Below are 26,153 nucleotides of genomic sequence, written 5' to 3'. Positions count from 1 at the left end.
GGGCTGCGCGGGCGGCGACCCTTGACATCAGGATTATGGTGTATGCCATAGTGGTTGCGGCAAGGGCCGAGACCGCACCCAGCACCGACCGCCGTCGCGCGCCGTTAGGAGCCGCCGATGTCCCGCGCAGCCGATCTCCGGTTGGACACGATCGAACTCACCCAGGACGGGCGGGTGCTCACCGCCCGCGCCGTCGCGCCGCCGCTGAACTTCGTGACCACCGAGTTCGTCCGCGACCTCGACCGCCTCACCGCCGCCGTCGACACCGACGACACGGTCGGCGCGGTCGTGCTCACCGGCGGACTGCCGGGACGGTTCCTCACCCATGCCGACCCCAGCGCGCTGACCGGCATGATCGAACTACCGCATCCGTTCGTACCCGCCCGCCTGGCCGCGCCGGTGCTGCGCGCCGCGGGCGCGGCGCTGCGCGTTCCCGGGGCGATCGCGGCAGTGGAGCGATTCGGGGGCGGCCTCGGTGTCGGCCTGGTGTGGGGTCACCGCTGGAAACGAACCACCCTGCGCATGAACCGTTCTCGCGCGGTGTACCTGGCGGCCGTCAACGGGCCCGCGCTCGGCGGCGGTCACGAGATCGCGCTGGCCTGCGACCTGCGCTACGCCGCCGACGCCGACCACGTCAAACTCGGTCAGATCGAGACCATGGCCAACCTCATTCCCGGCGGCGGCGGAACCCAGCGCCTCACCAGGCTGCTCGGCGCGGCCGCCGCCCTCGAGATCACCCTGGAGGGCGCGCCGCTGTCGGTGCGGGAGGCTTACCGCCTCGGCCTGCTGCACCGCGTCGTCCCCGAGGACCAGCTCCTGACCGAAACCCAAGCCACCGCAGCCCGTTTGGCCGCCCGCAACCCGGTCGTCGTCGCCGAACTCAAACGCGCGGTCTACTTCGGCACCGACACCCGCCTGTCCCGCGGCCTCGACCGCGAACAGGCCGGATTCGTCTCCGTCGGCACCACCGCCGCCGCGGCGCGCACCACCCGCGCCTTCTTCGACGACCTGGCCCGCCTCGGCGACACCCCGTTCCTCGCCGACCCGAAACCGTGGCTGGACGGCACCCGCGTCGACCAGGTGAGCCGATGAACGCCCCCGCCCACGACACGGCTCCCGCCCACGACACCGCACAGTGGCACAAGACCGCCTGCATCCTGTGTGAGAACAACTGCGGTCTGCTCATCCAGCTCGACGGCCGCCGCTTCGCCAAGATCCGCGGCGACAAAGACCACGTCGCCTCCGCCGGTTACACCTGCAACAAGGCGCTTCGCCTGGACCACTACCAGAACGGCGGCGCCCGCCTGACCAGTCCGCTGCGCCGCGAAGCCGACGGCACCTTCACCGAAATCGACTGGGACACCGCTATTTCCGAGGTCGCGGCACGTCTGGCGCAGGTACGCGACCAGCACGGCGGCGACAAGATCTTCTATTACGGCGGCGGCGGACAAGGCAACCATCTCGGCGGCGCCTACAGCGGCGCCCTGCGCCGCGCCCTCGGCAGCCGCTATCGCTCCACCGCGCTCGCCCAGGAGAAGACCGGCGAAGGCTGGGTCGACGCCCACCTCACCGGCGGCCACACCACCGGCGACTTCGAACACGCGGAAGTGTCGGTGTTCCTCGGCAAGAACCCCTGGCAGTCGCACGGTGTGCCGCGCGCCCGCACCATCCTGCAGCAGATCGCCAAAGATCCCGCCCGCACCATGATCGTCATCGACCCGGTGCGCACCGAAACCGCCGACCTCGCCGACATCCACCTCCAGGTCCGCCCGGGCACCGACGCGTGGTGCCTGGCCGCGCTGCTGGCGATCCTGGTCCGCGACGATCTGCTCGACCACGCCTTCCTCACCGCGCACACCAGCCAGGCCGAGGATGTCGTCGCCGCGCTGCGCGATGTCGACATCGCCGGCTACGCCGACCGCTGCGGCGTGCCCGTCGACTTGCTGCGCACCGCAGCTCATCGCATCGGCACCGCAGGCAGCGTCGCCACCTACGAAGATCTCGGTGTCCAGCAAAGCCCCAACAGCACCCTGATCTCCTATCTGAACAAGCTGCTGTGGCTGCTCACCGGCAATTTCGCCGCACCCGGCGCCATGCAACCGCACTCGTGGATGGTGCCGCTCGCCGGCTACAGCCGCGACATTCGCCGCAGCCCCGTCACCGGCGCACCCGTCCTCGGCGGCATGCTGCCCTGTAATTCCATCGCCGAGGAGATCCTCACCGATCACCCCGACCGGTTCCGCGCGATGATCGTCGAATCCGCCAATCCCGCGCATTCCCTTGCCGATTCGACGTCCTTCCGCGCCGCCATGGACGCATTGGATTTGGTGGTCGTCATCGACGTCGCGCTCACCGAGACCGCACGCCACGCCGACTACGTCCTGCCTGCCGCCAGCCAGTTCGAGAAGTGGGAAGCCACCTTCTTCACCCTCGAATTCCCGCACAACACTTTCCATCTGCGCGCGCCGCTGCTCGATCCGCTGCCGGGCACCCTGCCCGAACCCGAGATCTACGCGCGCCTGCTGCGTGAACTCGGCGCGGTCTCCCGCACCCGGCTCGCGTTGCTGCGCACCGCCGCCCGTCTCGGCCGACGCCCCTACGCACTGGCTTTCGCGGCGCTGCTGGCTGCCGACAAGAACATCGCGGGTCTGGCGCCCTATCTGCTCTACGAAACCCTCGGCCCGACCCTGCCCGGCAACGCCCGCGCCGCGGCGGTGCTGTGGGCGCTGGCGCAACGCGTCGCCCGTGCCCATCCCGCCGCGATGCGCCGCGCCGGGCACCGTGACGCCGATGCCCTGTTCGACGCGATCCTCGCGGGGCGCTCCGGCGTCACCTTCACCGTCGACGACTACGACGACGCCTGGGACTACGTCCCGCACCCCGGCAAACGCATCCCCCTGGCCATTCCGGAACTGCTGCACGCCCTGGGTGAACTCGACATCACCCCGGCCACGCACACCAGCGCCGACTACCCGTTCGTGCTGGCCGCGGGGGAGCGGCGCTCGTTCACCGCCAACACGATCTTCCGCGACGACAGCTGGCGCCGCCGCGACCCGGAGGGCGCGCTGCGCATGAACCCCGACGACGCCACCCGGCTAGGTCTGGCCACCGGCGACCATGCCCGCGTCACCACCCGCCGCGGTAGCGCCGTCACCACCGTCGAACTCACCGACCGCATGCAACCCGGCCATGCGTCCCTGCCCAACGGTTTCGGCCTCGACCTGCCAGGCCGTGCCCGCACCGGCGTCGCCCTCAACGAACTCACCGACGTCACCCTCCGCGACGCCATCGCGGGCACCCCCTGGCACAAGCACGTCCCCGCCCGCATCGAACCCGCCGACTGAACCCGACACATCGGCAGTGCCCATGTGCAGAGTGCGGCACCAGGTGTGGCACCTGCGCACACCAGCAGCTGACGAACGGAACCAGCGCCGCCTCACTGCGGTCGCGAATGCCCGCCCGGCGTCGATCTTTCGATTCGAAGTCGACGCCTTGCCCTCACGTGCTCGGCGCGGACTCCGCGAGCACCTCGGTGGCCGGTACATCGGATCGCGGGACCGGCGCGGGTGTCACGCGGACCCAGGTGTTGTTGACCGCCGCGGCGCCGGAGAACGGGTCGATCGTCGCGGGGTCGTGCAGCAGGTTGACATTCGCGCCGGGCAGCGACGCGGCCAGCGTCCAGCCGACGCCCGGCTCGCGGTGTCCCCATCCGTGCGGGATAGCCACGACGCCGCGCCGGATTTCGTCGCTCACCTCCAGCGCCACGGTGATCGAGCCGGTCGCCGAGGTGACCGTCACCGGGGCGCCGTCGAGCAGTCCACGCTCGGCGGCGTCGTCGGGGTGCATGAGGGCCGTACAGCGGTCCTTGCCTTTCACCATCGACGGCACGTTGTGCAACCACGAGTTGTTGCTGCGCAGGTGCCTTCGCCCGATCAATTTCAGGTCGAAGCCCTCCGACGGCACGGTCAGCGACCGGCCGCGGCCCGCGTTGTCGACCAGTTCGCGGGCCGCGGCCAGGAAGTCCGGCGGAGCCAACCGCACCTTCTTGTCCCACGTCCCGATCAACTCCCGCAGCCGCGGACGCAACGGACCCAGATCGACGCCACCTGCCGACTCGCGCACCTTCGCCACGGTCAACCCGCCTCGCCCCTTCCGCAGCACGCCGTAAGGGCCCGCCGCCATCGCCGCCGACACCAGCCGCAACGGGCTCAACCGCCCGAACACCGCGTTCGCCACCCGCCCGGTGATCCCGCGCGCAGGCAACGGCAACACCTCGGTCACCAGCCGCGCCAGAATCTGCCAATCATCCAGCCCGTCGGCGGGCGGCTCGAACACTCGCGCGTCGTAGCGCACGTTGTTGCGCACACTGAACATCGGGAACAGGATGCTCAGATCCTCCCGTTCCAGTGGTGACACCGGCGGCAAGATGATGTCGGCGTGCCGGGTGGTCTCGGTGTTCTAGAGACCGGGTTGGAGCGAACTCGCAGCATTTGCGTGTTCATAGCCTTAGAGATTACCGCCATCGGCATCGAAAGCACCTCTGCGACGAGCTCGCGGCCTTGAGCGAGATTCGTTGCGTAGTCATGCATTCCGGGTGCTTGAGTGTCGAATGGTCCGGCAGGCGGCCGTGGATCGTCGATTGTGACTGTGGGGGAATCGGTTTGCGCGGTGGGTGTTGGCTTGGCACCTGGAAAGGAATGGATCGTCGAGCCGTCGCCGGGATGTGCTGTCCAGCAGCACACTTGGCTGGGGGCAGGGCGGCGCAGTATCGCCGGGATGCGCGCGGATCAGCGGTAACGGCGCGCATCGCGGCGGTGTGGTTGCCGAGCTCTCTGACCCATGAAGCGAATCTAAAGCGAATTATGATTGGATGTCAACGATATTGGTGGAGTGATCGGTGGGCGGTCATCCACGAGTTGGTGTCGAATCGACGGCGGCGGTGTCTGAGGTGACCGGTTCCCTCCGGACAGTGGCCACTCGTAGGGTGGTTACGGAAAGTGAGGGAACAGTTCGTGGGTCAGCATCGCAGGAAGTACTCGCCGGAGTACAAGGACGAGGCCGTGAAAATGGTGATCGAGTCACCACAGCGGTCGATCACGGAGATTGCCCGTGATCTGGGTATCGACTCCGGGACGCTGACGAATTGGGTTGCAGCGCATCGGAAGAAGAATCCGGTCACCGAGGAACCGTTGACGATGTCGGAGCGGGCGCGGCTGCGGGAGCTGGAACGCGAGAACCGGGAACTGCGTATGAAGGCGGAATTCTTGGAAAAAGCGGCCTTCTTCGCGAGCCGGCAGCAGTGAAGTTCGCCTTCATCGCCGAGCTGGACGCGGAGAAGGCCTACTCTGTGGCGTTCATGTGCCGGAATCTGGATGTATCGAGATCGGGCTACTACGAATGGAAATCACGACCCGTACCCGAATCCGAGGACCGGCGTGAGGATTTGAAGTTGATGATCCGAGCGGTGTTCGACGACAGCTACCACACTTACGGATACCGGCGCATCCACGCAGTGCTCACCGGCTCCGGTCACCTGGTCGACGACGACACCGTGCGCAAGCTGATGCGCGAGATGGGGTTGTGGCCGGTCCAGCCTCGACCGTGGCGGCCGATCACCACCGACGCCGAGCTCGACCACCGGATCCCCGATCTGGTGGGCCGGGACTTCACCGCGGCGGGGCCGGGGCGGAAATTCGTCTCCGACATCACCTACATTCCCACCGGGGAGGGCTGGCTGTATCTGGCGACGGTGATCGACTGTGGCACGAAGATGGGTGGCCGGCTGGTCGATGGCCGACCATTACCGGACCCCTTTGATCGAAGCCACTCTCGATATGGCAGCCGGTCGCGTGCCGATCGTGAAGGACGCCATCTTCCATTCCGATCGCGGATCGAACTACACGAGTTACGATTTCGGCAAGAAGCTGGCGCGGATGGGGATGCGGCAATCGGTGGGGCGCACCGGCGTATGCTGGGATAACGCGATGGCGGAATCGTTCTTCGGCGCTCTCAAAAATGAGTGTCTGCACCATGTTTCGTTTGCTACCCACACCGATGCCCGGCGCGCGGTTGTGAAATACATTGAGACGTTTTACAATCGGAAACGCCTCCACTCGGGACTCGGCTACAAGGCGCCGCTGCAGGTGCATACCGCATTCCTGAATCAGCAGACAGCGGCATGAGATAGACCTACGGGGCCGCTGTCCGGAAGTCACCGGGCTCCTCAATCAGTGCTGCTTGCCCAGACCCGAACGGTCGGCTCAGCGGGTGTTGGCCACCTTTCGCCAAATTCGAGCCCAGGTGCCGGTTCTCGGGCGCGATCCGCTGTCAGCCTCCGTACAGTGCTGCTCGGAAGGGATCGAGAGGTGGCGATACGTCGTGAAGATTATGGGTTTCATGTCTGTGGTGAGTCTGCTCGGTGCCGCGGGAGTGCAGGGGATCTGGGCACTTTCGCGGTGGTCCGCCGCTGATCGGGTCCGGCTGGACGGAGCTACCGTGGCGGTGCCGGCTGTCACATCGAAGGGACAGGACTGACATCATGCGATCGGAGAAGGCGACTGTCCGGCTGCTGTTCGCGGCCGCGATCCTTATGGTGATCGTCGCGGTCGTGCACGAGGCTGCCGGGTATTTCTGGTACGTCGATCCGCTGGTCGAGGACGCGTCGGAGATACCGAACAGTGTGGAGTCCGGCTCGGAGGGGCAGCCTGTTCTGATGGCGGTGGCCATGTATCACTTCGTCGGCTGGGTGTTCCTGCTGATGGGATTGGCTCCTGGCTGGGCCGCTCGCCTGGTGCGTGGCGGCCAGTACCGGACGGCGCGGGTGCTGGTCCTGGTCACCCTGTGGTTGTTGTGGGCGATGATCGCCACGTTCATCGTTGTCAACGTCGCGTTCCGTGGGCTCGACGACATTCTGGTCCTGGCGCAATGGACCTTCTTCGTGCCGTCGATGATCCTTGCCCACCTGGCTCTGCGTGGAATCGCGACCGATCAGCCAGCGCGGGTGACCAGCTGAAGCGGCGTGTTGACCAGAACGACCAGCGGCATTGGCAGGAGGAACGATGAGTCCGCGCATCCAGCTGGATTCGGCGTCGCCGCAGGCGATCGACGGTCGACAGGTCAGAGCCGCAACCTTTCAGAAGGTCCGGCTGGGGTACGTCATCGACACGATGAAAAGGCTTGGCATCGACGCTGTCTCGAGAAAGGTGTTGGTGGTCGGCGGTGGGCGCGGGATCCTGCCGAGCGGTCTGGCGCGGCAGGGCTTCGATGTGACGGCCGTCGACCCGTCCGGCAGCGCGACCACGATGGCGCGCGCTGCTGCCGAGCGCGACGGTCTGGCCATCGTGTACCGGACCGCACCGGCCGAGGACCTTGGTGCGGTGGAGGGCAGCTTCGATGTCGCGTACTACGCCGATACGTTCGAGATCACCTCGGACCTGGAGCGTGTCATCGAGCACGCCGCCGGTGCACTGGCAACGGGGGGTGTGCTCTTCTATGACACCGTCAATCGCACACTGTTGTCCCGCTTGGTCTATCTCGGTATGTTCCAAAGGATTCCGATGACCCGGATCATGCCTCGCGGGCGGTACGCGGCCGATCGGCTGCGCAGGCCGGACGAGCTTGCCGAGGTTCTGGAGCGATATGGACTCCACAATGAAGACGTCTGCGACTTCAAACCCAAGAACGCGCTTGGTCTTCTGAACGGAGTCCGCGCCCTCCGCCGCGGTGCGATCACCGACGAACAGATCGCGGCGATGGTCGATTTCGTCCTGAATCCTGATGGCCGGCCGGTGGTCACTTATCTCGGGTACGCGCGAAAACGTCTGAAGCTGCCCGCACCCGACAACGTACGCCGCTAGTGTCCTACGCCTGGAAATGTCCGTTATCTTGGACCGGCGTAGCTATGCCGAATTCAGCACTCGCGGGTTGCCCGTGGGAGATGCTTTCCCCTACTGGCGGGAGGTGATCTGCGCGACGTTCGTCCGATTGGCTGCGGAACCGGTGGGCGACGGCGGATTCACCGGGAAGATCGTGCACGTGCCCGTCGGTGACATCGAGTTGTCGACGGTGAGGGCCACCAGCCAGCATGTCTGGCGCACCCGCAGCCTGATCGGTCGCGACAGCGAGGAGTATCTGCTGGCGAGTATCCAGCTCGACGGTCGCGGACGCGTGGAGCAGGACGGACGGACCGCCGTCCTGACAGCCGGAGACATGGCGTTCTACGACAGCGTTCGCCCATACTCCCTGCACTTCGACGACATGTTCCATCAGCTCGTAGTCCAGGTGCCGAAGCGGGAATTGCTGCTGCGTGACACCCGGCAGCTGACTGCGCGCACTCTCGGCGGCGGTACTCCAGGTGCGGTCGTTTCGGCCTTCTTCACCTCGTTGCGTGAGGTAGCCACCGTAGCGGGTGCGCAGTCGGCGGTGCTCGTCCCGCATGCCATAGGGCTGATCGTGGCGGCTGCGTCATTCGCCGCCGGCACCGAACCGGGGCCGTACGCGGCAAACGCCGTCGAGCGCCAGCGCGTCATGGACTTTCTGCACCGCAACTTCGCTGATTCGCGGCTCGATGCCACCGTCATCGCGCGGGCATGCAACGTATCGCGTCGTTCGCTGTACCGCATCGTCGGCGGGGATGGCATCGCCGCCCAACTGCGCCGAATCCGGATCGAGCGCGCAAAGGCGATGCTGGCGCACGATCCGGGCAGGCCGATCGGATCGCTCGCTGCTGCGTGCGGTTTCGAGAGCGAGTCCGGGTTCCATCGCGCGTTCCGGGACGTCACCGGGCAGACGCCAGGTGGCTATCGGGAAGCACTGTGAACCGGACAGAATCTCGGCACACCGCGTCAGTAACCGCGGCATGACTGGTCAGCCGTGACCGACATTCACCGGGCATCCTCTGAACTCACCGAGCCCCGATAAGGATAGAGGAGACCGAAATGCAACAGACCGTACGCGTTGCCGCAGTGCAAGCCGAACCCGCCTGGCTGGACCTGGCCGCCGGGGTGGACCAGATGACTTCACTCATCGCCGAGGCAGCAGCCGGTGGCGCCGAGTTGGTGACGTTCGGCGAAACCTTCATTCCCGGCTACCCGGCATGGATCTGGCTCGATTCCCCCGCCGCCGGCATGCAGTTTGTTCCCCGGTACGCGGCCAACTCGATGACCCGCGACGGCGCGGAGATGGACCGGATCCGACAGGCCGCCGCCGCGCACTCCGTGCACGTCGTCTTCGGATTCAGCGAGCGGGCCGGCGGCAGTCTCTATATGGCCCAGGCGATCATCTCCAATACCGGCGAGCTGATCGCGGTGCGACGCAAACTCAAGCCGACCCACGTGGAGCGCTCGGTCTTCGGCGAGGGCGACGGCAGCGACCTGACGGTCTACGACACCACGCTGGGGCGGATCGGAGCGTTGAATTGCTGGGAGCACTTGCAGCCGCTGACCAAGTACGCGATGTACAGCCAAGGCGAGGAGATCCACGTCGCAAGCTGGCCCAGCTTCTCGCTGTACCGCGGTGTCGCACAGGCGCTGGGACCGGAGGTGAATACCGCCGCCAGCGTGATGTACGCGGTGGAGGGACAGACTTTCGTCGTCGCCCCGTGCGGGGTCGTCGGGGATGCCGCGCTCGAGTTGTTTTGCGACACTGACCTCAAGCGTCAATTACTGTGGCCGGGCGGCGGGCACTCCCGCATCATCGGCCCCGAAGGCACGCAGCTGGCGCAGCCGTTGGCCGAGACAGAGGAAGGCATCCTCTACGCCGATCTGCACTCCGACCTCATCGCGATCGCCAAGTCAGCCGCCGACCCGGTAGGCCACTACTCGCGCCCGGACGTGCTGCGGCTGCTGTTCAACCGCAACCCCACACCGAAGGTGATCGAGGTCCCGCGGGACGAGCAGCCGACAGACGAGGAGTTCGCGCCAACGCCGATGCCGGCCTGAGGGCCAGGCGGATCGATGGAGTCAGCGACATCCGTGCAGCTGGTCCGGCCGACGGGTCTGTGTCAGGACTGGCAACGGCACTGATCCGTCCCTCGCGGCTCGGTTCGCAGCGTCGATACGGCAGGTGACTATGGCCGTGCTTTGCCGCTGGTACCGGGCCGCGAGTGGGTTGGCGCAGGTGGGTGATTTCATCCTGAATCCTGATCGGTGTGGTCGCCTCTCTCTGGTACGCGCGGGTCTGCAGCTGTCCGCCCGGCGACGTGCGCGGCTAGGATGACGCCGTTGTGGGGTGGGTGGTGTGGAACATGGTGCGGTAGGCCTGTGGTGAGATGCCGATGAAGCGGGTGAAGTGGTAGCGCAGTGTGTTCGCGGCTCCGAAGCCGGTTTGTTCGGCGATGCGGTCGATGGACAGGGTGGTGGTTTCCAGTAGCTGTTGGGCCCGGTTGGTGCGGGCGCGGAGTAGCCACTGCAGTGGTGTGGTGCCGATTTGGGCGCGGAAGTGCCGGTTGAGGCTGCGGATGCTGGTTCGGGTGTGGCGGGCGATGTCGTGCAGGGTCAAGGGGTGGTGGAGGTTGGTTTCCATCCAGTCCAGGGTGTCTTGCAGGATAGTGTCGTGGTCGCTGGGGTCGGGGTATTCGATGAATTGTGCTTGGCCGCCGTCGCGTTGCGGGGCCATGACCAGGCGGCGGGCTGTGGCGGCGGCGCGGGCGGCGCCGAGATCTCGCCGGAGTAGGTGCAGGCAGAGGTCGAGTCCGGCGGCGACGCCGGCGGAGGTGAGCAGGAGGCCGTTGTCGATGAACAGGACTGTGGGGTCGACCTCGATGCGTGGGTAGCGGTGGGCTAGTTCGGTGGCGTGTTGCCAGTGGGTGGTGGCGCGCATGCCGTCGAGCAGGCCGGTGGCGGCGAGGGTGAACGCGCCGATGCAGACCGACCCCAGTCGGGCTCCGCGCGCGGCGGCGGTGCGGAGTGTGTCGAGCACGGGGTCATCGGGCGGTCCGGCACGGAAGTCGGCGCTGCCGGGGATGATGATCGTGTCGGCGTCGGTCAGGCTGTCGAGGTCCCATGGGGTGTGCAGTTGCAAGTCGCCGAGGCCGGCGTCGGTGGTCACGCTGCGGCCGGGGGCGGTGATTCGGATCTCGTAGTGAGTGCCAGTGGCTCTGTTGGCGGTGCCGAAGACCTGGCCTGGGATGGCGAGTTCGAAGCCGACCACGTTGTCGAGTGCGAGAACCGCGACAATGTGCATGGCCACAATTTAGCGCATATCGGCATTATCGCCACTGGTTCGGGCAGTGCCGCAGGTCGCAGGATCGAAGCCGGAGCAATCAAACGATCGAGGAGCGCCGCTGTGGCTGATGACCTGCCCGACTTCTACACCGACTTCCAGTTGCCCGAGACCGCGTTGGCGGTAGCGGCGTTTCGGTTCGCCGAACAGGCCGAATCCGCTGTCGTGTTCCACCACAGCGTGCGTGCCTTCGTGTACGCGCGGGTGCTGGCCGAGCGGCGGGGGCTGGTGGCGGCCGCGGACTACGACGAGGAGTTGCTGTTCCTCGGCTGCGTCCTGCACGACCTCGGTTTGAGCGAACCAGGTAATGGTGATCAGCGATTCGAGGTCGACGGAGCCGATATGGCCGCGGCGTTCCTGCTCGAGCAGGGGGTGGAGGAAAGCCGGATCGAAACGGTGTGGGACGCGGTCGCTTTGCACACCTCTGTGGGGATCGCGGGTCGCAAACGCCCGGAGATCGCATTGACCCACGCCGGTACCGGCGCCGACGTGATCGGGCTCGACCGCGAGCTGCTGCCCGCCGATCTGGTGGAGCGTGTGCATGCCGTGCTCCCGCGAGCCGATATCGGCTACGCATTGACCGATGCGATCGTGGCCCAGACCATCGGAAAGCCGGGTAAGGCCACCCCGATGAGCTTCCCGGGTGAGCTGCTGCGCAGGCACCTGCCGGTCGGGGCGATGCCGTACTGGCATGATCTGCTGCTGCAGAACGGGTGGGGAGATCAGCCCGCCGCCGCCCGAACCGAGGGCGTGGCCGGTACTCCGGAAGAACTGGGTCCGTTGTTCATGAAGAACCTTGCCGCGGGCGATCTGGAGGGCTTGGTGTCGCTGTATGAACCGGAAGCGACGTTCGTACCGGCTCCGGGTGTAGTCGTCTACGGTACCGAGGCGATCCGCGACAGCCTCCGCGGCTACATCGAAGGCGGTGCGCGTATCTCCTTGGCATTGCGGAAGATTCACACCGTCGGGGACGTGGCCGTCCTATCCAGCTCCGCCACGGCGACCGGACTGGCTCCGGGTGGGGAGGTGCTCACGACGACGACAACGGAAGTTGTCCGCCGGCAGCCGGACGGCCGCTGGCTGTACGTCGTCGACGATCCCTTCTTCCAAGCCTGACCGAGGCTAGCGGAACACAACCTGATCCCGAGCCGGTTCGGCCGGCTCGGGATCAGTCCACTGCTACGGCAGGGGAAGTCAGGTCGGTGATGGGCCAGTGCAACGACCAGTACCGCTCGCAACGCACGCTCGCCGGCGCTGTCAGGGTGTAACTCCCGAGCGGGTCGTGAAAGTGCACGGCCGATCGCCAGTAGGCGGCAATGGATCAGGGTGCTCCACGCGACCTGAGCCGGTGAGTCGGCCGGTGTTGGCCACGTTTCGTCAAATTCGTGAATCGCCCCGGGTTTGGTGCTCACCTTCTTTCTTGGGAAGGATGGGCAGACCATGCCATCGAAGTACGACGAAGCGACCAGGGCCAAGGCTGTGCGGCTGGTCGTCGATCACCGCGACGACTACGACAGTGAGTGGGCCGCGATCAAGGCGGTCTCGGCTCGGTTGGGAATGACCGCGGAGACCCTGCGGAAGTGGGTGCGCCAGGCCGCGGTCGACGCAGGTGAGACCGAGGGTGTCTCGGCGGATGCGGCGCGGGAGATCCGCGAGTTGAAGCGTAAGAACGCCGAACTTGAGCAGACGATCGAAATCCTCAAGGCCGCAACGAGTTTCTTCGTGCGGGAGAGCGACCCGCGACACCGATAATTTGTGCGTTCATCATCGAGCATCGGGCTCGGTTCGGGGTCGCTCCGATCTGCCGTGTGCTGACCGCGCACGGCGTCAAGATTGCCCCGAGAACCTTCTATGCCTGGCTGAATCGCCCGCCGTCGAAACGGGCGCTGTGGGACACCGCGATCACCGAAATGCTGGCCGGCTACTACGAGCCCGACGCCAACGGCCGCCGCAAACCCGAATCGCTCTACGGCGCGGAAAAGATGTGGGGCCACCTGCAACGCGAAGGCATTCCGGTGGCCCGGTGCACGGTAGAGCGGCTGATGCGCATCAACGGGTGGCGAGGTGTGGTGCGGCGCAGGGCGGTTCGCGCTACCGAGGCCGATCCGACCGGGCCGCGGGCGACGGATCTGGTGGACCGGAATTTCCGGGTTCCGGCCCCGAATCTGCTGGTCGTCGCCGATTTCACCTATGTTCGGCTGGCGAGCGGAGGTTTCGTCTACACCGCGTTCGTCGTCGACGCCTACGCGGGCCGGATCGTGGGCTGGGAATGCTCGACCAGCAAACAGACCGCGTTCGTGGAATCGGCCATCCGGCAAGCCGCCGCGTTGCGGGCGCGTCAAGGGCGGGCGTGGACCGGGTCCACGATTCATCATTCGGATGCGGGCTCGCAATATACGTCGGTGAAATTCGGTGAGACACTGATGCTTTCGGGACTTCGACCTTCGATAGGCTCAGTTGGGGACGCCTTCGACAATGCCCTCGCCGAGACCACGATCGGGCTCTACAAGACCGAAGCGGTCCGCGACGATTCGCCGTTTCGGCGCGGTCCTCTGAACCGACTGGCAGATGTCGAGCTACTCACCCACGAGTGGGTCAGCTGGTTCAATCACTCCCGGCTGATGCACCGGCTCGGCCGCCGACCACCGGTCGAGTACGAAGCCGACTACTATTCGACCTGCGCCGAGCAACCGGCTGGAGACAGATAACCGGGTGTGCACGAAAGCCGGGGCGATTCATGTCACGTTCTCGAAGCCCATCGATGCGATGGGTGGCCGGCCCACCGTCGTCGCCGAACCTCCCAGCGAACCAGAGGAATTCGGCACCACGTCGACAGGAAGTGGCGAGCTGTCACCGAGTGCCGTGTACAGCGGCAACTTCGGCGAGGAGCGGCACAGACCGGCCAGCTCCCGTTGGTCTGATCCCGAGCCGATTCCCGGCGCAGCTCCTGGACGTGGCGATGAGCCGAGAACCGAGCGTCGCGATGACCAGCTCGACCATGTCGCCGATGATGCGACGGTCGAGTCGGGACCCAAACGGATCTTCAGCTCCGCCACCCTCGCCATGATCCGTCGCGTCCGCGCCGCCTTGCCTGTCGACTGGAGGGGATGGGACGAGCTCATGACAACGGTTCGGCCTCCCGAGACATCCCTGGCGCGAGAGAGCTATCTCACCGAAGAGTTCATCGCGTATCAGGAGCGCCGCTTGGCAGCGCTGCACGCCGAGCCTGATTTCGCGCGGTACAAAGCTGCAGAGCGCGCCGACCTAGGCGTCACCCATCGCGATCTCAAGGCGGGCGTCTACGAGCTGGAAGAAGAACTCAAGCGCAAGCAGGAACAGAGTCTCACGTTTCCCCGTGTCGCGGACAGCGTGGAACGCGTGCGCCGCAAACTGGAGGCCGCGCGGGGCGAACTCGAGGGCTTCGAGAAATACCTCCGTGTGCGTGATCGGCTCAGCGGCGCGCTCGCAAGCCTGGACGAGCTCCACCGCGACCCGCCCGCCGACCGCGACTGGCAGCAGATGGCACCCGAGCTCCGCAAGCCGAACTACCGCTTCGACGACAAAGGCAATCGCCTGCCGCCTCCCGAACTCGAGGCCTGCCTCGACGTGGTCCTCCGGACGGGTGCGGCGATCTTGAACGACATCCATCAGGCGTTCAACAGTGACGCCACGGTCCTGCGGCGCCGCAATGAACTCCAGGCAACACTGCAGTTCACCGAGAGCTACTACGAGGCCGCGCGCTTGCTCGCCCGTGCCGAGCGCGAGGTCATCCTCCGGGCGCTTGCCGAGGTGCGGCCGTTCGGTGGGTATGAGCAAGGCGCGGAGGCCGCCGCGGCGGTGCATGAGGGAGTGGCGGAGGGGACGCAGTCCACGAAGGAGGATCTACGTGCGGCCGAGCAGTTATTCCCCACTGACTGGGTCCGCGCCGCGGCCGCCCGCGGTTTGCTGGTGCTCAACAACACTAAAAGCGGGCCGGAGGCGGCCATCAGTGGCCGCGCCCACTTCGTGGCGGGTGGCGCGGGCCGGCGGGATCTGATCGTGGCCGTGCTCGGGTCCGACAGCCCCTATTACTGGGCGTTCGACAGCTGGTCGCGGGAGATCATGGCTCATGAGCTCGGGCATCGGATGGAGCTAGTGATACCGGGGCTGATGGCGCTGCAGTACGCTCTCGTCCGCCGCCGCGCGACCGACGAGAACGGGAACCTCGAAGACCGCATTGAGCTCTACCCGGACAAAGACCCTAAGGATGTGTTCGGGCGGGCCTCCCATCACCGGTTCGGCGATGACCAGTTGGACGGCTTCGTCCTGGCAGCGATGCTGCTCCTGCTCCCCCCGCACCGGGAACCCGGCTTGCCGTTCGGGAACGAGCGCGGACTCCCGGACGCCCAACCGGCTGACACCGAAACCACTCGCGAAACCGAATCCGTACCCGCGGCAGCCGCCCCCTCCGACGACCGGTCGACCGAGACCGCGCCGACCCCGTGGCGCGCTGTGGGGTCGCCCGATGACGATGCCCGGCACAGCCGCTACACCCAGCAGCCAGCCACGACCGGGGGCCGCTCCACGGCCTCCGCGTATCCCCGGCCGGAACAGCCCGCCCGCCTGGGAGCCGACGCCGTGGCGAATACGCGGCAGCAAAACACGGAATCCGCAGCACCGGAACAGCCGAAGACACCGAACCAGCTGCGATTCACGCCTGAGCAGACCGCCGCCTTGGCGGAAGTGCTGACCGAACGCGATCAGGAAGTTTCACTGGTCACCGATCAGGTGCGCGACCTGGAGAACTCGCTGGTGCCGTTGCTCGACGATTCAGCTGGGGCCAGCCTGGTTTCTCCGCAAACCGGTACGCCGCGAGAACACCTGGACGCGAATGTCCAGCTCGGGGAGCTCCGGCCGGAACGACCTGGGCGGCATGCTGAATCATCTTCGGCCGAGCCGGAGGCGGGCCCCGCAGGCAAACCCGCTATCGGCGGCACTCCCAGCATCAGGAGCGGACCCGCGACCGACGAAGGCGACGTGAGACCACCACCTGGGCCTTCGTCGTCGATCGACAAATACCTGGAAGGTTTGGCGCAGCGGCTGGCCGACCAGGAGGCGAGTTCGCAGTACCCGGCTCCCAACGGCGAATCCGACGAGGAATGGCAAGCATGCGATCGCGAGATCCAAAACACGACAACAGCATCGCGTCCAGGTGATTTCCCCATCTCTACCGGCGACTTTCCTGCACACCACGAGTCAGTCGGCCGGTCGGTTGTCGCGCCGCTTGTTCCAGAAGACGCAACCGCAGCTGACGGGAACGGAGGCGACGATTTCGCCGATGACTCGACGATCGAGCCAGAACCAGAACCGATTATCCGCTCCGAAACCCGAAAGACGATCGACGACGTCCGCGACACCTTGCCTGTCGGCTGGGGCGAGTGGGACGCCCTCATGCCCGCCAAGACGGTTAGGCCTCCCGAGACGTCCCTGGACCGACTGACTTCATGAGTTCGTGCCGGGGTCGGGCGGTTGGCTCCCGGAGTGATCGGTTCGTGAACCGGTAGACAGGCGATTAGTTAATTTGCATAATGTCTACATGTTGGACGCGGACCTGCTCAAGGCGCTCGCCAATGAGAAGCGGCTGCTGGTACTGGAGTGGTTGCGTGACCCGCAGGCGCACTTCCCTCCGCAGCGCGACGGCGACCTGCTGCGGGACGGTGTGTGCTCGTTGTTCATCGCCGAAAAGCTCGCGGTGAGCCAGCCGACGTGTGGTGAGCACCTGAAAGTGCTCAGTCGCGCTGGGCTGATCCGTGGCAAGAAGATCAAGCAGTGGGTGTTCTACCAGCGGGATGAAGAGCGCATCGCCGAGGCGAAGGGGTTGCTGGGCGGTGATTGGTGAACCGCGGTACCGGAACTGATGGGGCAGCTGTGGGGCGTTCGCCGCGACCGAGAAGGCTGAAGAACTTGCCGGGAGTGACGGTGGCACCGTCTTGCCGATGAGCTACCGCCCGCGATTGGAACTCGTCGACCCGACTCTGCTCACCGTGCCCCCGATGTAGAAAAACAAGCTATAGGAGGCTCACATGAGCGCATCCGCGACGGCCGAAGAACGGCTCGCCCGGCTCGGTCTGACGCTACCGGCCCCACCCGAACCGGTTGCGGCGTTCCAGCCCTATGCCCGCGCTGGTGCCACCGTGTACGTCTCTGGCCAGATCGCTACTCGCGACGGCCGACTCGTCGCGACCGGCCGCCTCGGCGCCGAGGTGGATCTGGCCACCGGACAGGACGCCGCCCGCGCCTGCGCGATGAACGTGCTTGCGCAGCTACGTGCCGCGGCGGGCTCACTGGACGCCGTGGCTCAGCTGGTCAAGATCACGGTGTTCGTCGCGTCCGATCCCGCCTTCACTCAGCAGCCACAGGTCGCCGACGGTGCCTCTCAACTACTCAGTGAGGTACTCGGGCCGGCCGGATCGCATGCCCGCGCAGCCGTGGGTGCAGCCGCGCTCCCTTTAGGGACCCCGGTCGAGATCGAAGCCATCGCCACACTGGCAACCACTGTCGAGCCCGGGATGTCGCAGTAATGACCATTATCGCGCGCGACACTCCGCCACCCGAGAGTGCGAGCCTGATCACCCCCGAGGAGATCCGGCGAACGTTCCACATGATCGAACCGTACGTGCGGCGTACCCCCGTCGTGGAGGTCGACCTGCGCGACCTTGCCCTCCCGAGCGGGAAAGCGGCGCCGCCACGGTTGGTGCTCAAACTGGAACAGTTGCAACGCGCGGGCTCGTTCAAAGTACGTGGTGCGTTCGCGAACCTTCTGCTCCGCGACCTACCCGATGCCGGCGTGGTCGCGGCGTCCGGCGGCAACCACGGTGTGGCCGTCGCCTACGCCGCACACGAACTCGGGGTGCCTGCCCGAATCTACGTCCCCACGATCTCCGCACCCGCCAAGATCGAGAAGATCCGCTCTCTCGGCGCGAGCCTCGTCGTCGGTGGTGACCGCTACGCCGACGCCTTGGCCGCCGCCCAGGACTGGATGACTCGCTCCAGAGCATTGCACGTTCACGCGTTCGACCAGCGCGAGACCTTGCTCGGGCAAGGCAGCATCGGCCTCGAGTTGGCCGACCAGGTCCCCGATGTGGACACCGTGCTGGTACCCGTCGGTGGCGGTGGGCTGATCGGTGGGATCGCCGCCGCCTTCGCCGGTTCCGCGCGCGTGATCGGAGTCGAACCCACCGACGCTCCCACCCTCGCCACCGCTCGAGCCCACGGCGCGCCGACCGACGCCCCCACCGGAAGCATCGCCGCAGACGCGCTGGCACCGAAACGCATCGGCGACCTCGTCTTCCCGATCACCCAGTCGTACGTCAGCGACGTCGTACTTGTCGACGACCAAGCCATCCGAACCGCGCAGCACACTCTCTGGCACGCCACTCGGCTGACTGTGGAACCTGCCGCAGCGGTCGGGATCGCAGCCCTGATCAGCGGCGCCTACCCGTTCGGTCCCGGTGAACGTATCGCTGTCGTCATCAGTGGAGCCAATACGACACCCACAATTCCCGACACAACAGCGTTTACCTCACCAGCCTGATGAACCCATCAGCGTCACTGCAGGGAGCGATACCCGGGCCGGCAAGGCTCGGGTACGCGTTCGCCTACCGCCGTGTAAGCGACGAGGACGAGCCGCTCGAAGAACCCACCGAGTTCTGCTGGGCGTGCTCGTGCTCGCCGGTCAAGGGTGCGGCAACTACGCCGGGAAGGTAGCAGACTGGGCCAGCGACAATCCTGCCGACGGCTGGAACGAGGTGTTCAGGTGGGCATCCTGGATGCATTCGGGCGGTGCCGCGCTGACCGGTTCGGCGATGCTCAGTTGCACGTCCTCGTCTCGGCGGTGATGCTTCTCCTATGACCTGGACCGTCTACAGCCGAAACACCAATCCGATCGGTGAGCGCTGGCTCAACTGGAACGGCCGGGACTGGGTCGCCGACGCGGAAACCACGGCGATACTCACTTGGCCCGGGTTCTCGTTCTTGCTCACCCCGACCGGCCCCGAACAAGTCGGTATCGGGTCTACCGAGTCCGAGCTGTTCGCCGCCGCACTGCATGTCATCCCCGCACCAGGTACCGCAGGCGAGGTACCTGCCTACCCGCGCGTCCCCAGGCTGCCTGATGGGGCAGTGGGCTGATTTGGGGTGATGCGGCGGCCTCCGAAGGCCGCTGGTTATCTGTGGCCGACGATACGTCCTGCACGGCGCGATGGGTGATCGGCGGAAAGTGACCGAACCGGCGCCGGATCCGGTCGGCGGGCGGAACCTTCCAGCATGAAATCGGTTGTGCGGATGTGTGTTCGGCTTGGCCTGAATTCGGTGAAATGTGGCGATATCGCGGCTTCCGGGAGCCTGGTCGACTTCGCGATGCTGGATCTGTGGCGAAGATCGTGAATCCCGGACCACTGGAACTGGCTGCCGACGAGGCCGCTCGGCTACTCGCCCTGGCTACCGATCTCGTGCTTCGACATGCCGAGGAAGTGCCGGATAGTCCGGTCGCTCCCGTCGAGCCCTATCGCGACGATATCCGGGAGTGGCTGGCGGACTATGACTTTCGCGCACCGCGCCCGGCCGAGGAAACGCTGCCCGAGGTGATGGATACGTTGCGGCGGTGGGGCGTGCACACCACCCATCCGCGATATTTCGGCTTGTTCAACCCGACGCCCACCTGGTGGGGAGTGGCGGGCGAACTGCTCGCCGCGGGCGTCAACCCACAGCTGGCCGCGTACAGTCATGCTCCTGCGGCGGTCGAGATCGAACGGCATGTCCTGCGTTTCCTCGCCGAGCGCCTCGGACTGCCGAGCGCCTCGGAAGCCAGTTTCACCGTCGGCGGGGCGGAGGCGAACCTGACCGCCGTCCTGGTCGCGCTGACCCGACGCTTCGCCCGTTTCACCGAATACGGCCTTGCCGGGGTGCCCGGCTGGCCGGTGTTCTACACCTCGGCCGAGAGCCATCTGGCGTGGTTGAAGATCGCACATCTGACCGGGCTCGGTCGCGAAGCTGTGCGGCTGGTGCCGGTCGACGACCGGCACCAGCTCGATCCGGTCCGATTGCGCGAGTTGTACAACAAGGACCTGGCCGCGGGACGCACACCGTTTCTGCTGATCGGCACCGCCGGAACGACCGGGGGCGGGATCATCGATCCGCTCCCGGAACTGGCCCGCCTAGCCCAGGAATGGGGCCTGCACTTCCACGTCGACGCGGCATGGGCCGGTGCGGTGGCCCTATCCGACCGGCTGCGGCCGCTGCTGGCCGGGGTGGCAACGGCGGACAGCGTCACGGTGGACGCGCACAAATGGCTGTCGGCACCGATGGGCGCGGGAATTTTCTTCACCCGGCACCACGGTGCCTTGGCCGAGACCTTTCACGTGAGCACGACATTCATGCCCGACACGGAGGGGGTCGCGGATCCCTACACCACCAGCGTGCAGTGGTCGCGCCGCTTCGCTGGACTGAAGGTCTTCCTGGCCATGGCCGCGGTGGGCGAGGCCGGGTTCGCGGCCCAGGTGGAACGCGACGTCGAACTGGGCGAGCTGCTCGCCCATCGACTGGCCGAGACCGGGTGGTGGCAGATCAATCACACCCCGCTTCCGGTCGTGTGCGTCATCGACCCGGAAGCGGACGAGACAGGCGTCGAGCACAGTAGGCGCTGGCATACTGCCGTCGCCGAACATGTGGTGCGCAGCGGGCAAGGCTGGATCGCCTCGCTCGACCTCGGCGGGCGCCCTGCCCTGCGGCTCTGCGTCACGAGCTATCGCACCCAGCCGCATGACATCGACCAGGTAGTCGCCGTGCTCGACAAGGCGCGCGGCGCAGTCAACGCCTTGTTCAAGCACCAATCCCGTAGCTAGCAGCGATCGCCGCCCGCACTCCCGCGCGACCACTGTGGCCGCGCAGGGCAGTGCGAGGCCGCCGAGCCACAGACATGGGGACATGATGAACAGCACTGCCACGGCCGCTGCGAAATCGACTCGCCTGGTCGTCCTTGTCTTCGCGATTACTGCGGGGTCTTCCGCGGCCTGCCTTTATTACCTGCAGCCATTGCTGGACGAGATCGCGCGGGAATTGCACGTCTCGACGGCGACCGCCTGCCTGGTGGTGAGTGCGGCGCAGGTCGGTTACCTCTGCGGGCTCGCGCTCGTGGTGCCGCTGGGAGACTTCCTGGAGCGGCGCCGCTTGGTCCCGGCGCTATTGGCGGCTTCGGTTGCGGCTCTCGCTGTTTCGGCGACCGCACCGAACTTCGTCATGCTGCTGCTCGGCGCCTTCGTCACCGGCGTGACCGCGTCGGCCACGCAGGTCGTCGTGCCGTGGGTGTCGGCTCTCGCCGATCCGGACCGGCGCAGTGAGATCGTCGGCACGGTGATGAGCGGTCTGCTGCTGGGAATTCTGCTGTCCCGCGTGCTGGCTGGGGCAGTCGCGCAGCTCGGTGGTTGGCGTGCGGTGCTGTGCACCGCGGCGGGCATCCAGCTGGCGATGTCGGTCAGCGTCTATGTCCTCGCGCCGAGCACCGGACGAGCCGCGACGGGGGAGCGCTACCCGGAGGTTCTCGCCTCTATCGTCGCCCTGATCCGGGTTCATCCGGTGCTGCGCCACCGCATGGCTCTCGGGTTCCTCATCATGGCTTGCTTTTCGGGTGTTTGGACCGCGATCGCGTTCCTACTCGCCGGCGCTCATTCGAGTCCGTACCACTACCCCGAGTTCGCCATCGGATTGTTCGGCCTTGCCGGAGTCGCCGGTGCTCTCGGTGCGCCGGTCGTGGGGCGGCTGGCCGATCGGGGACGCCTGCATGCGATGACGACGTTCACCTGGACGACGTTGCTGTGCAGCTGGGCGCTGCTGTGGTGGGGAGGCCACCATGTGGCGGCCTTGATCGTCGCGTTGCTGGTGTTCGACTTCGGGATCCAGGGCGCCCAGTTGACCAATCAAGGCGCGATCTACGCACTCGATCCGGCTTCCCGTAGCAGGCTCACAACGGCCTACATGGTGACCTATTTTCTTGGCGGCGTCGCTGGTTCGGTCACCGCGGGAGCCGCATACCAGTCCGGCGGGTGGGCAATGGTGTGTGGAATAGGTTTCGCCGCAACGGTTCTGGGGTCGGCGCTGTGGGCGGTGTTCGCCCGGCGGATGGCGAGCCGGACACGCCCTGCGACTGCCCCGGCATCCTGAAATCGTCAGGAAAATGACCCTTTCCGGATAGCAGCATGTCGTGGTGGCCAGGTGGTGTGGCCGTGTTCGAGGGGGAGCAGCATGAGCGCCCAGCGCTATCGGCCCCGATTCCGTGGCGGGCACAGGCTGCGCCGGGCCGCACGGTCGATGAACTCCGGTGAGATGACCGCCAGGCCCGGCGCAGCGGGATGTCGACTACGGTGTCTCGGCCGACTGCATGCTGGCGTGCCGAATGATCAGTGCGGTAAGTGCTTCGCTCTGTTCGACGTTGGCGAGGTGGGCCGCCGGTCGAACCACATGCAGACGCCCGTGTCCGACCGCGTCGGCGATGCGGGACCCGTGCGCAGGCGGTGTCGCTTGGTCGTTCTCGCCGGCCACAACCAGCACCGGTACGTCGATCGCGGATAGGCCGGTGGCGATGTCCATGGTCTCGATGGCTTCGCAACAAGCGGCGTAGCCCTCGGCCGGGGTCGCAGCGACCATGTTTTCGTAAAAATCGATGTGGTCGGGATGGGTGTTATGCCACTGGGGCGTGAACCAGCGCTGTACCACGCCGGCTGCGACTCCAGCGGTGCCCTCGGCGCGGACCAACCGGGCTCTCGATCCGTAGCTGCCGGTCTGACCGAGATCTACCGATGTACAGCACAGTGTGAGTGTTCGGAGGCGTTCGGCAGCGTGCTGTGCGAGCCACATGCCGACCATGCCGCCGAGGGAGAGACCGACGAAATGCGCTTGCCGGACACCGACGCGGTTGAGCATGGCGAGTACATCCCCGCCGAGGTCTGCCAGCGAGTAGGGACCGGTCGGCACCGGTGAGCTACCGTGACCGCGGTGGTCGTAGCGCACCACCCGGAATCCTGCCCGAAGCAACGCGGGGACCTGTGGATCCCACATGCGGAGGTCACTGCCCAACGATCCACTCAGGACCATGGCCGGACCGTCGGCGGGTCCTTCATCGAGAACGTGGACGGGGACGGTGTTCATTAGGCAGCCTCCAAGACGACGGCCAACCCTTGCCCGACGCCGACGCACAGCGTGGCCAGGCCCCAGCGAACGCCGCGGCGACGCATTTCTCGGGCGAGTTGATTGACGACGCGTGCGCCTGACGCGCCGAGGGGATGTCCGAGCGCGATCGCGCCGCCGTTGACGTTGACGATGTCCGGGTCCAACTCCGGCCAACTGGCCAGGCAGGCCAGCGATTGCGCGGCGAATGCCTCGTTGAGCTCGACGACGCCCACCTCACCCCAGCCGATACCCGCGCGGCTGAGCGCGATCTCGGCGGCACGCACCGGGCCGATGCCGAAGATGTGCGGGTCGACTCCAGCCGAGCCGCGACCTGCGATGCGAGCCAGCGGTGCACGGCCGACACGGTCGGCAGCAGCTTCAGCGCCGAGTAGAAGTGCACAGGCGCCGTCGGTGAGCGGCGAGGCGTTTCCCGCAGTGACGGTGCCATTTGCGCGGAATGCCGGCCGCAGCCCGGCGAGTTTGTCGACCGTGGTGTCGGGCCGCAATGGTTCATCGCGCATCAGGTCGGTTCCAGGGAGCGGGATGACGTGGTCTGCGTAAAAGCCGTTGCGCCATGCTTCGGCGGCGAGTTGATGACTTCGGGTGGCGTATTCGTCTTGCTCTTCGCGGGCGATGCCGAACACGTCGGCGAGAATCTCAGTGCCTTCGCCGAGCGAAACGGTCCACTGCTCGGGCATCGCGGGGTTGACCATTCGCCAGCCGAGAGTGGTCGAGTACAGGGCTGCGTCGGTGGCGGGATAGCCCTTGGCCGGCTTGGGCAGCACCCAGGGGGCGCGGCTCATCGATTCGACGCCGCCTGCGACAACGACTGCCGCGTCACCGGTTTCGATCAGCCGTGATGCGGAAAGCGCAGCGTCCAAGCCTGATCCGCAGAGTCGATTCACGGTGGTGGCGGGCACCGAGGTGGGGAAGTCCGCCAGCAGCGCGGCCATGCGTGCGACGTTGCGGTTGTCTTCGCCTGCCTGGTTGGCGTCGCCGAGGATGACCTCGTCGACGTCCGCTGGATCGAGTTCTGTGCGCTCGACCAGTTCATAAAGGACATGTGCGGCGAGGTCGTCGGGACGCACACCGGCCAGGGCGCCACCGTAGCGGCCGAACGGGGTGCGGACGCCGTCGTACAGGAATGCGGCAGTCATCGCGCGGCTTTCAGTGAACGGAGGGCGGAAAGCTCTTCTTCGCTGGGCGGTTCGATGCGGGCCAGGTCGGAGGCGGTCTGGAGATCCCAGCCGGTCGCATCACGGACCTGTTCGACGGTCACGCCCGGGTGCAGCGCAGTGAGGATCAGTTCGCCGGTGTCGTCGGGTCGCATGATGCCCAGGTCGGTGATCACCAGGGTGGGTCCCGCGCCGCGCAGGCCGAGTGCGGCGCGTTCACCGCGTCCGCGTCCGTGGCCGAAGGAGGTGATGAAGTCGATGGTGTCGACGAATGAGCGCCTCGATTGCCGTACCACGACGAACACTTCGCCGCAGGCGGCCGCGATCTCAGGGGCACCGCCGGCGCCGGGCAGGCGAACCGCGGGGTGGTGATAGTCGCCACCGATGACGGTCGTGTTGATGTTGCCGTATTTGTCCAGTTGCGCGGCGCCGAGGAAGCCGATGTCGATGCGACCGGGCTGGAGCCAATAGTTGAATACCTCCGGGACGGTGATCACCGCATCGGCGGTTTCGGCGAGGATGCCGTCACCGATCGAGGCGGGCAAGCGCGTGGGTTTCGAGCCCAGCGTCCCGGATTCGTATATCAGCACCAGATCGCGAGCGTGGGTGGTGCGGGCGAGATTGGCGGCGGTGGATGGTAACCCGATCCCGACGAAGCAGCGTTTGCCGTCCTGCAGGACTCGTGCAGCGGCGACGGTCATCATTTCGTCGGAGGTGTAGGTGGCCGCAGGTCGGGTGTCCGTGGCTGCTGGGGTGGTCATGGTTTGCTTTCCGTGAAGATGTGTTGGTCGAGCCAGTCGGTGAAGACGGCCCGATCGCGGCTGATGGCGTCCCAAGCGGCGTAGGAGTCGTTGTCTCGTTCGGAATAGCCCTGTGCGTAGGACGGATGTGCTCCCCCGGGGACCTCGGCCACCGCGGTGACCGACCACGCGGGGAGCACGATGGCGCCGGGCACCGGTGTGAGGGCCTCGACGGTTTCTTCGACAGTCACGATGCTGCGCCGGGCGGCCAGCACCGCTTCCTTCTGCACGCCGAGTAGTCCCCACAATTGGACGTTTCCGCGCCGGTCTGCCCGCTGCGCATGGATGATCGCGACATCCGGATTGATCGCCGGAACGGCGGTGAGTCGCTCGCCGGTGAACGGGCAGGTGATCGGCTTGATCGTGTCGGTCACCGAAGGCAGATCGGTGCCGACGTACCCGCGCAGCACTGCGAACGGAAGTCCCGACGCGCCGGCGACGTACCGGTTGGCCATGCCCGCGTGGGAGTGCTCTTCGATCTCCAGCGCTACAGGCCAGGAGTTCTGCACCGCGTCACGGAAACGGTGCAGCGAACCGACGCCTGGGTTGCCGCCCCAGGAGAAGACCAGTTTGCGGGCGCATCCTGCGCCGATGAGCTGGTCATAGACGATATCGGGCGTCATTCGAACGAGCGTCAGATCGCGTTTGCGTCGGCGGATGATCTCGTGCCCGGCCGCCACTGGAATGAGATGCGTGAACCCCTCCAGCGCTACGACGTCGCCGTCGTGAACGAGTTCGTCCACTGCCTGTGACAGTG

General features: G+C 66.4%; 21 protein-coding genes and 1 pseudogene. 16 read left to right on the top strand and 6 right to left on the bottom strand.

All coding sequences use genetic code 11. The features are described from left to right. The first annotated feature begins 117 nt into the window (after positions 1-117). Together AB0H50_RS26485 and AB0H50_RS26480 are read left to right on the top strand one after the other, a co-directional pair. Positions 118-1,092: an enoyl-CoA hydratase/isomerase family protein gene (locus AB0H50_RS26485; RefSeq protein ID WP_357457477.1), complete on the top strand. Its 975-nt coding sequence runs from the start codon at positions 118-120 to the stop codon at positions 1,090-1,092. Then, the gene (locus tag AB0H50_RS26480; RefSeq protein WP_357457475.1) at positions 1,089-3,344 is read left to right on the top strand and encodes a molybdopterin-dependent oxidoreductase; all 2,256 of its coding nucleotides are present in this window, start codon (positions 1,089-1,091) and stop codon (positions 3,342-3,344) included. Before AB0H50_RS26485 ends, AB0H50_RS26480 begins: the two co-directional genes overlap by 4 nt. Before the next feature lie 154 nt (positions 3,345-3,498). On the opposite strand, the gene AB0H50_RS26475 is transcribed toward AB0H50_RS26480, so the two are convergent. After that, positions 3,499-4,416: a molybdopterin dinucleotide binding domain-containing protein gene (locus AB0H50_RS26475; protein WP_357457473.1), complete on the bottom strand. Its 918-nt coding sequence runs from the start codon at positions 4,414-4,416 to the stop codon at positions 3,499-3,501. Between the two features lie 596 nt (positions 4,417-5,012). On the opposite strand from AB0H50_RS26475, the pseudogene AB0H50_RS26470 reads away from it, so the two are divergent. The 5 genes and pseudogenes from AB0H50_RS26470 (at position 5,013) to AB0H50_RS26450 (ending at position 9,938) form a co-directional block, all read left to right on the top strand. After that, positions 5,013-6,182 (top strand): annotated as a pseudogene (locus AB0H50_RS26470) (IS3 family transposase). 356 nt (positions 6,183-6,538) lie between these two features. Further along, positions 6,539-7,012 carry a hypothetical protein gene (locus tag AB0H50_RS26465; protein WP_357457471.1) on the top strand — a complete coding sequence of 158 codons (474 nt, stop codon included), beginning with the start codon at positions 6,539-6,541 and terminating at the stop codon, positions 7,010-7,012. A 46-nt stretch (positions 7,013-7,058) separates the two neighbouring features. Then, on the top strand, positions 7,059-7,856 hold the full coding sequence (locus AB0H50_RS26460) for a methyltransferase domain-containing protein (RefSeq protein WP_357457469.1): 798 nt from the start codon (positions 7,059-7,061) through the stop codon (positions 7,854-7,856). Positions 7,857-7,872: 16 nt separating this feature from the next. After that, complete coding sequence (locus AB0H50_RS26455; RefSeq protein ID WP_357457467.1) at positions 7,873-8,817, top strand: helix-turn-helix domain-containing protein; 945 nt, start codon at positions 7,873-7,875, stop codon at positions 8,815-8,817. A 119-nt stretch (positions 8,818-8,936) separates the two neighbouring features. Continuing rightward, the gene (locus AB0H50_RS26450) at positions 8,937-9,938 is read left to right on the top strand and encodes a carbon-nitrogen hydrolase family protein (RefSeq protein ID WP_357457465.1); all 1,002 of its coding nucleotides are present in this window, start codon (positions 8,937-8,939) and stop codon (positions 9,936-9,938) included. A gap of 268 nt (positions 9,939-10,206) precedes the next feature. Here AB0H50_RS26450 and AB0H50_RS26445 read toward each other — a convergent pair whose 3' ends face one another. Continuing rightward, positions 10,207-11,181 (bottom strand): helix-turn-helix domain-containing protein, encoded by a 975-nt coding sequence (locus AB0H50_RS26445; protein ID WP_357457463.1) that lies wholly within the window; start codon positions 11,179-11,181, stop codon positions 10,207-10,209. A 102-nt stretch (positions 11,182-11,283) separates the two neighbouring features. Here AB0H50_RS26445 and AB0H50_RS26440 point away from each other — a divergent pair, with 102 nt between their 5' ends. The 9 genes from AB0H50_RS26440 to AB0H50_RS26400 all read left to right on the top strand — a co-directional run bounded on the left by AB0H50_RS26440 (position 11,284) and on the right by AB0H50_RS26400 (position 22,416). Further along, positions 11,284-12,336, top strand: a complete 1,053-nt coding sequence (locus AB0H50_RS26440) for a nuclear transport factor 2 family protein (RefSeq protein ID WP_357457461.1) — start codon at positions 11,284-11,286, stop codon at positions 12,334-12,336. Between the two features lie 324 nt (positions 12,337-12,660). Then, a protein-coding gene (locus AB0H50_RS26435; protein WP_357457459.1) for an IS3 family transposase occupies positions 12,661-13,928 on the top strand; the annotation gives its coding sequence in 2 pieces (ribosomal slippage) (positions 12,661-12,934 and positions 12,934-13,928; 1,269 coding nt in all). A 4-nt stretch (positions 13,929-13,932) separates the two neighbouring features. Further along, a complete protein-coding gene (locus AB0H50_RS26430) occupies positions 13,933-16,707 on the top strand; it encodes a hypothetical protein (protein ID WP_357457457.1) in 2,775 nt (924 codons plus the stop codon). Between the two features lie 88 nt (positions 16,708-16,795). After that, a complete protein-coding gene (locus AB0H50_RS26425; RefSeq protein WP_357457455.1) occupies positions 16,796-17,098 on the top strand; it encodes a metalloregulator ArsR/SmtB family transcription factor in 303 nt (100 codons plus the stop codon). A 184-nt stretch (positions 17,099-17,282) separates the two neighbouring features. Next, the gene (locus tag AB0H50_RS26420) at positions 17,283-17,780 is read left to right on the top strand and encodes a RidA family protein (protein WP_357457453.1); all 498 of its coding nucleotides are present in this window, start codon (positions 17,283-17,285) and stop codon (positions 17,778-17,780) included. Beyond that, positions 17,780-18,793 carry a threonine/serine dehydratase gene (locus AB0H50_RS26415; protein WP_357457451.1) on the top strand — a complete coding sequence of 338 codons (1,014 nt, stop codon included), beginning with the start codon at positions 17,780-17,782 and terminating at the stop codon, positions 18,791-18,793. Before AB0H50_RS26420 ends, AB0H50_RS26415 begins: the two co-directional genes overlap by 1 nt. Positions 18,794-19,107: 314 nt before the next feature. Further along, the gene (locus AB0H50_RS26410; RefSeq protein ID WP_357457449.1) at positions 19,108-19,389 is read left to right on the top strand and encodes a hypothetical protein; all 282 of its coding nucleotides are present in this window, start codon (positions 19,108-19,110) and stop codon (positions 19,387-19,389) included. Between the two features lie 239 nt (positions 19,390-19,628). Continuing rightward, positions 19,629-21,101 carry an aminotransferase class V-fold PLP-dependent enzyme gene (locus tag AB0H50_RS26405; RefSeq protein ID WP_357457447.1) on the top strand — a complete coding sequence of 491 codons (1,473 nt, stop codon included), beginning with the start codon at positions 19,629-19,631 and terminating at the stop codon, positions 21,099-21,101. Positions 21,102-21,183: 82 nt separating this feature from the next. Continuing rightward, the gene (locus AB0H50_RS26400) at positions 21,184-22,416 is read left to right on the top strand and encodes an MFS transporter (RefSeq protein WP_357457445.1); all 1,233 of its coding nucleotides are present in this window, start codon (positions 21,184-21,186) and stop codon (positions 22,414-22,416) included. A gap of 195 nt (positions 22,417-22,611) precedes the next feature. On the opposite strand, the gene pcaD is transcribed toward AB0H50_RS26400, so the two are convergent. From pcaD to AB0H50_RS26380, 4 genes are read right to left on the bottom strand one after another with little or no spacing between them, the layout of a single operon-like run. Beyond that, positions 22,612-23,400: a 3-oxoadipate enol-lactonase gene (pcaD, locus tag AB0H50_RS26395; RefSeq protein ID WP_357457443.1), complete on the bottom strand. Its 789-nt coding sequence runs from the start codon at positions 23,398-23,400 to the stop codon at positions 22,612-22,614. Then, positions 23,400-24,578 carry a thiolase family protein gene (locus AB0H50_RS26390; RefSeq protein ID WP_357457441.1) on the bottom strand — a complete coding sequence of 393 codons (1,179 nt, stop codon included), beginning with the start codon at positions 24,576-24,578 and terminating at the stop codon, positions 23,400-23,402. The genes pcaD and AB0H50_RS26390 overlap by 1 nt, the downstream gene beginning before the upstream one ends. Further along, positions 24,575-25,357, bottom strand: a complete 783-nt coding sequence (locus AB0H50_RS26385; protein WP_357457439.1) for a CoA-transferase subunit beta — start codon at positions 25,355-25,357, stop codon at positions 24,575-24,577. The genes AB0H50_RS26390 and AB0H50_RS26385 overlap by 4 nt, the downstream gene beginning before the upstream one ends. Beyond that, on the bottom strand, positions 25,354-26,139 hold the full coding sequence (locus AB0H50_RS26380) for a CoA-transferase (protein ID WP_357457438.1): 786 nt from the start codon (positions 26,137-26,139) through the stop codon (positions 25,354-25,356). The genes AB0H50_RS26385 and AB0H50_RS26380 overlap by 4 nt, the downstream gene beginning before the upstream one ends. Positions 26,140-26,153: the final 14 nt, after the last annotated feature.

It is taken from the genome of Nocardia sp. NPDC050793 (assembly GCF_040654065.1).
GTDB lineage: Bacteria > Actinomycetota > Actinomycetes > Mycobacteriales > Mycobacteriaceae > Nocardia.
The sequence above is the reverse complement of the archived record's forward strand: the minus strand, read 5'-3'. Positions and strand labels throughout refer to the sequence as shown.

What these genes read in the sequence shown, in the direction of transcription:
- AB0H50_RS26485 (WP_357457477.1), top strand. Translation starts at nt 118, where the DNA reads ATGTCCCGCGCAGCCGATCTCCGGTTGGACACGATCGAACTCACCCAG.
- AB0H50_RS26480 (WP_357457475.1), top strand. Translation starts at nt 1,089, where the DNA reads ATGAACGCCCCCGCCCACGACACGGCTCCCGCCCACGACACCGCACAG.
- AB0H50_RS26465 (WP_357457471.1), top strand. Translation starts at nt 6,539, where the DNA reads ATGCGATCGGAGAAGGCGACTGTCCGGCTGCTGTTCGCGGCCGCGATC.
- AB0H50_RS26460 (WP_357457469.1), top strand. Translation starts at nt 7,059, where the DNA reads ATGAGTCCGCGCATCCAGCTGGATTCGGCGTCGCCGCAGGCGATCGAC.
- AB0H50_RS26455 (WP_357457467.1), top strand. Translation starts at nt 7,873, where the DNA reads ATGTCCGTTATCTTGGACCGGCGTAGCTATGCCGAATTCAGCACTCGC.
- AB0H50_RS26450 (WP_357457465.1), top strand. Translation starts at nt 8,937, where the DNA reads ATGCAACAGACCGTACGCGTTGCCGCAGTGCAAGCCGAACCCGCCTGG.
- AB0H50_RS26445 (WP_357457463.1), bottom strand. Translation starts at nt 11,181, where the DNA reads ATGCACATTGTCGCGGTTCTCGCACTCGACAACGTGGTCGGCTTCGAA.
- AB0H50_RS26425 (WP_357457455.1), top strand. Translation starts at nt 16,796, where the DNA reads ATGTTGGACGCGGACCTGCTCAAGGCGCTCGCCAATGAGAAGCGGCTG.
- AB0H50_RS26420 (WP_357457453.1), top strand. Translation starts at nt 17,283, where the DNA reads ATGAGCGCATCCGCGACGGCCGAAGAACGGCTCGCCCGGCTCGGTCTG.
- AB0H50_RS26415 (WP_357457451.1), top strand. Translation starts at nt 17,780, where the DNA reads ATGACCATTATCGCGCGCGACACTCCGCCACCCGAGAGTGCGAGCCTG.
- AB0H50_RS26410 (WP_357457449.1), top strand. Translation starts at nt 19,108, where the DNA reads ATGACCTGGACCGTCTACAGCCGAAACACCAATCCGATCGGTGAGCGC.
- AB0H50_RS26400 (WP_357457445.1), top strand. Translation starts at nt 21,184, where the DNA reads ATGATGAACAGCACTGCCACGGCCGCTGCGAAATCGACTCGCCTGGTC.
- pcaD (WP_357457443.1), bottom strand. Translation starts at nt 23,400, where the DNA reads ATGAACACCGTCCCCGTCCACGTTCTCGATGAAGGACCCGCCGACGGT.
- AB0H50_RS26390 (WP_357457441.1), bottom strand. Translation starts at nt 24,578, where the DNA reads ATGACTGCCGCATTCCTGTACGACGGCGTCCGCACCCCGTTCGGCCGC.
- AB0H50_RS26385 (WP_357457439.1), bottom strand. Translation starts at nt 25,357, where the DNA reads ATGACCACCCCAGCAGCCACGGACACCCGACCTGCGGCCACCTACACC.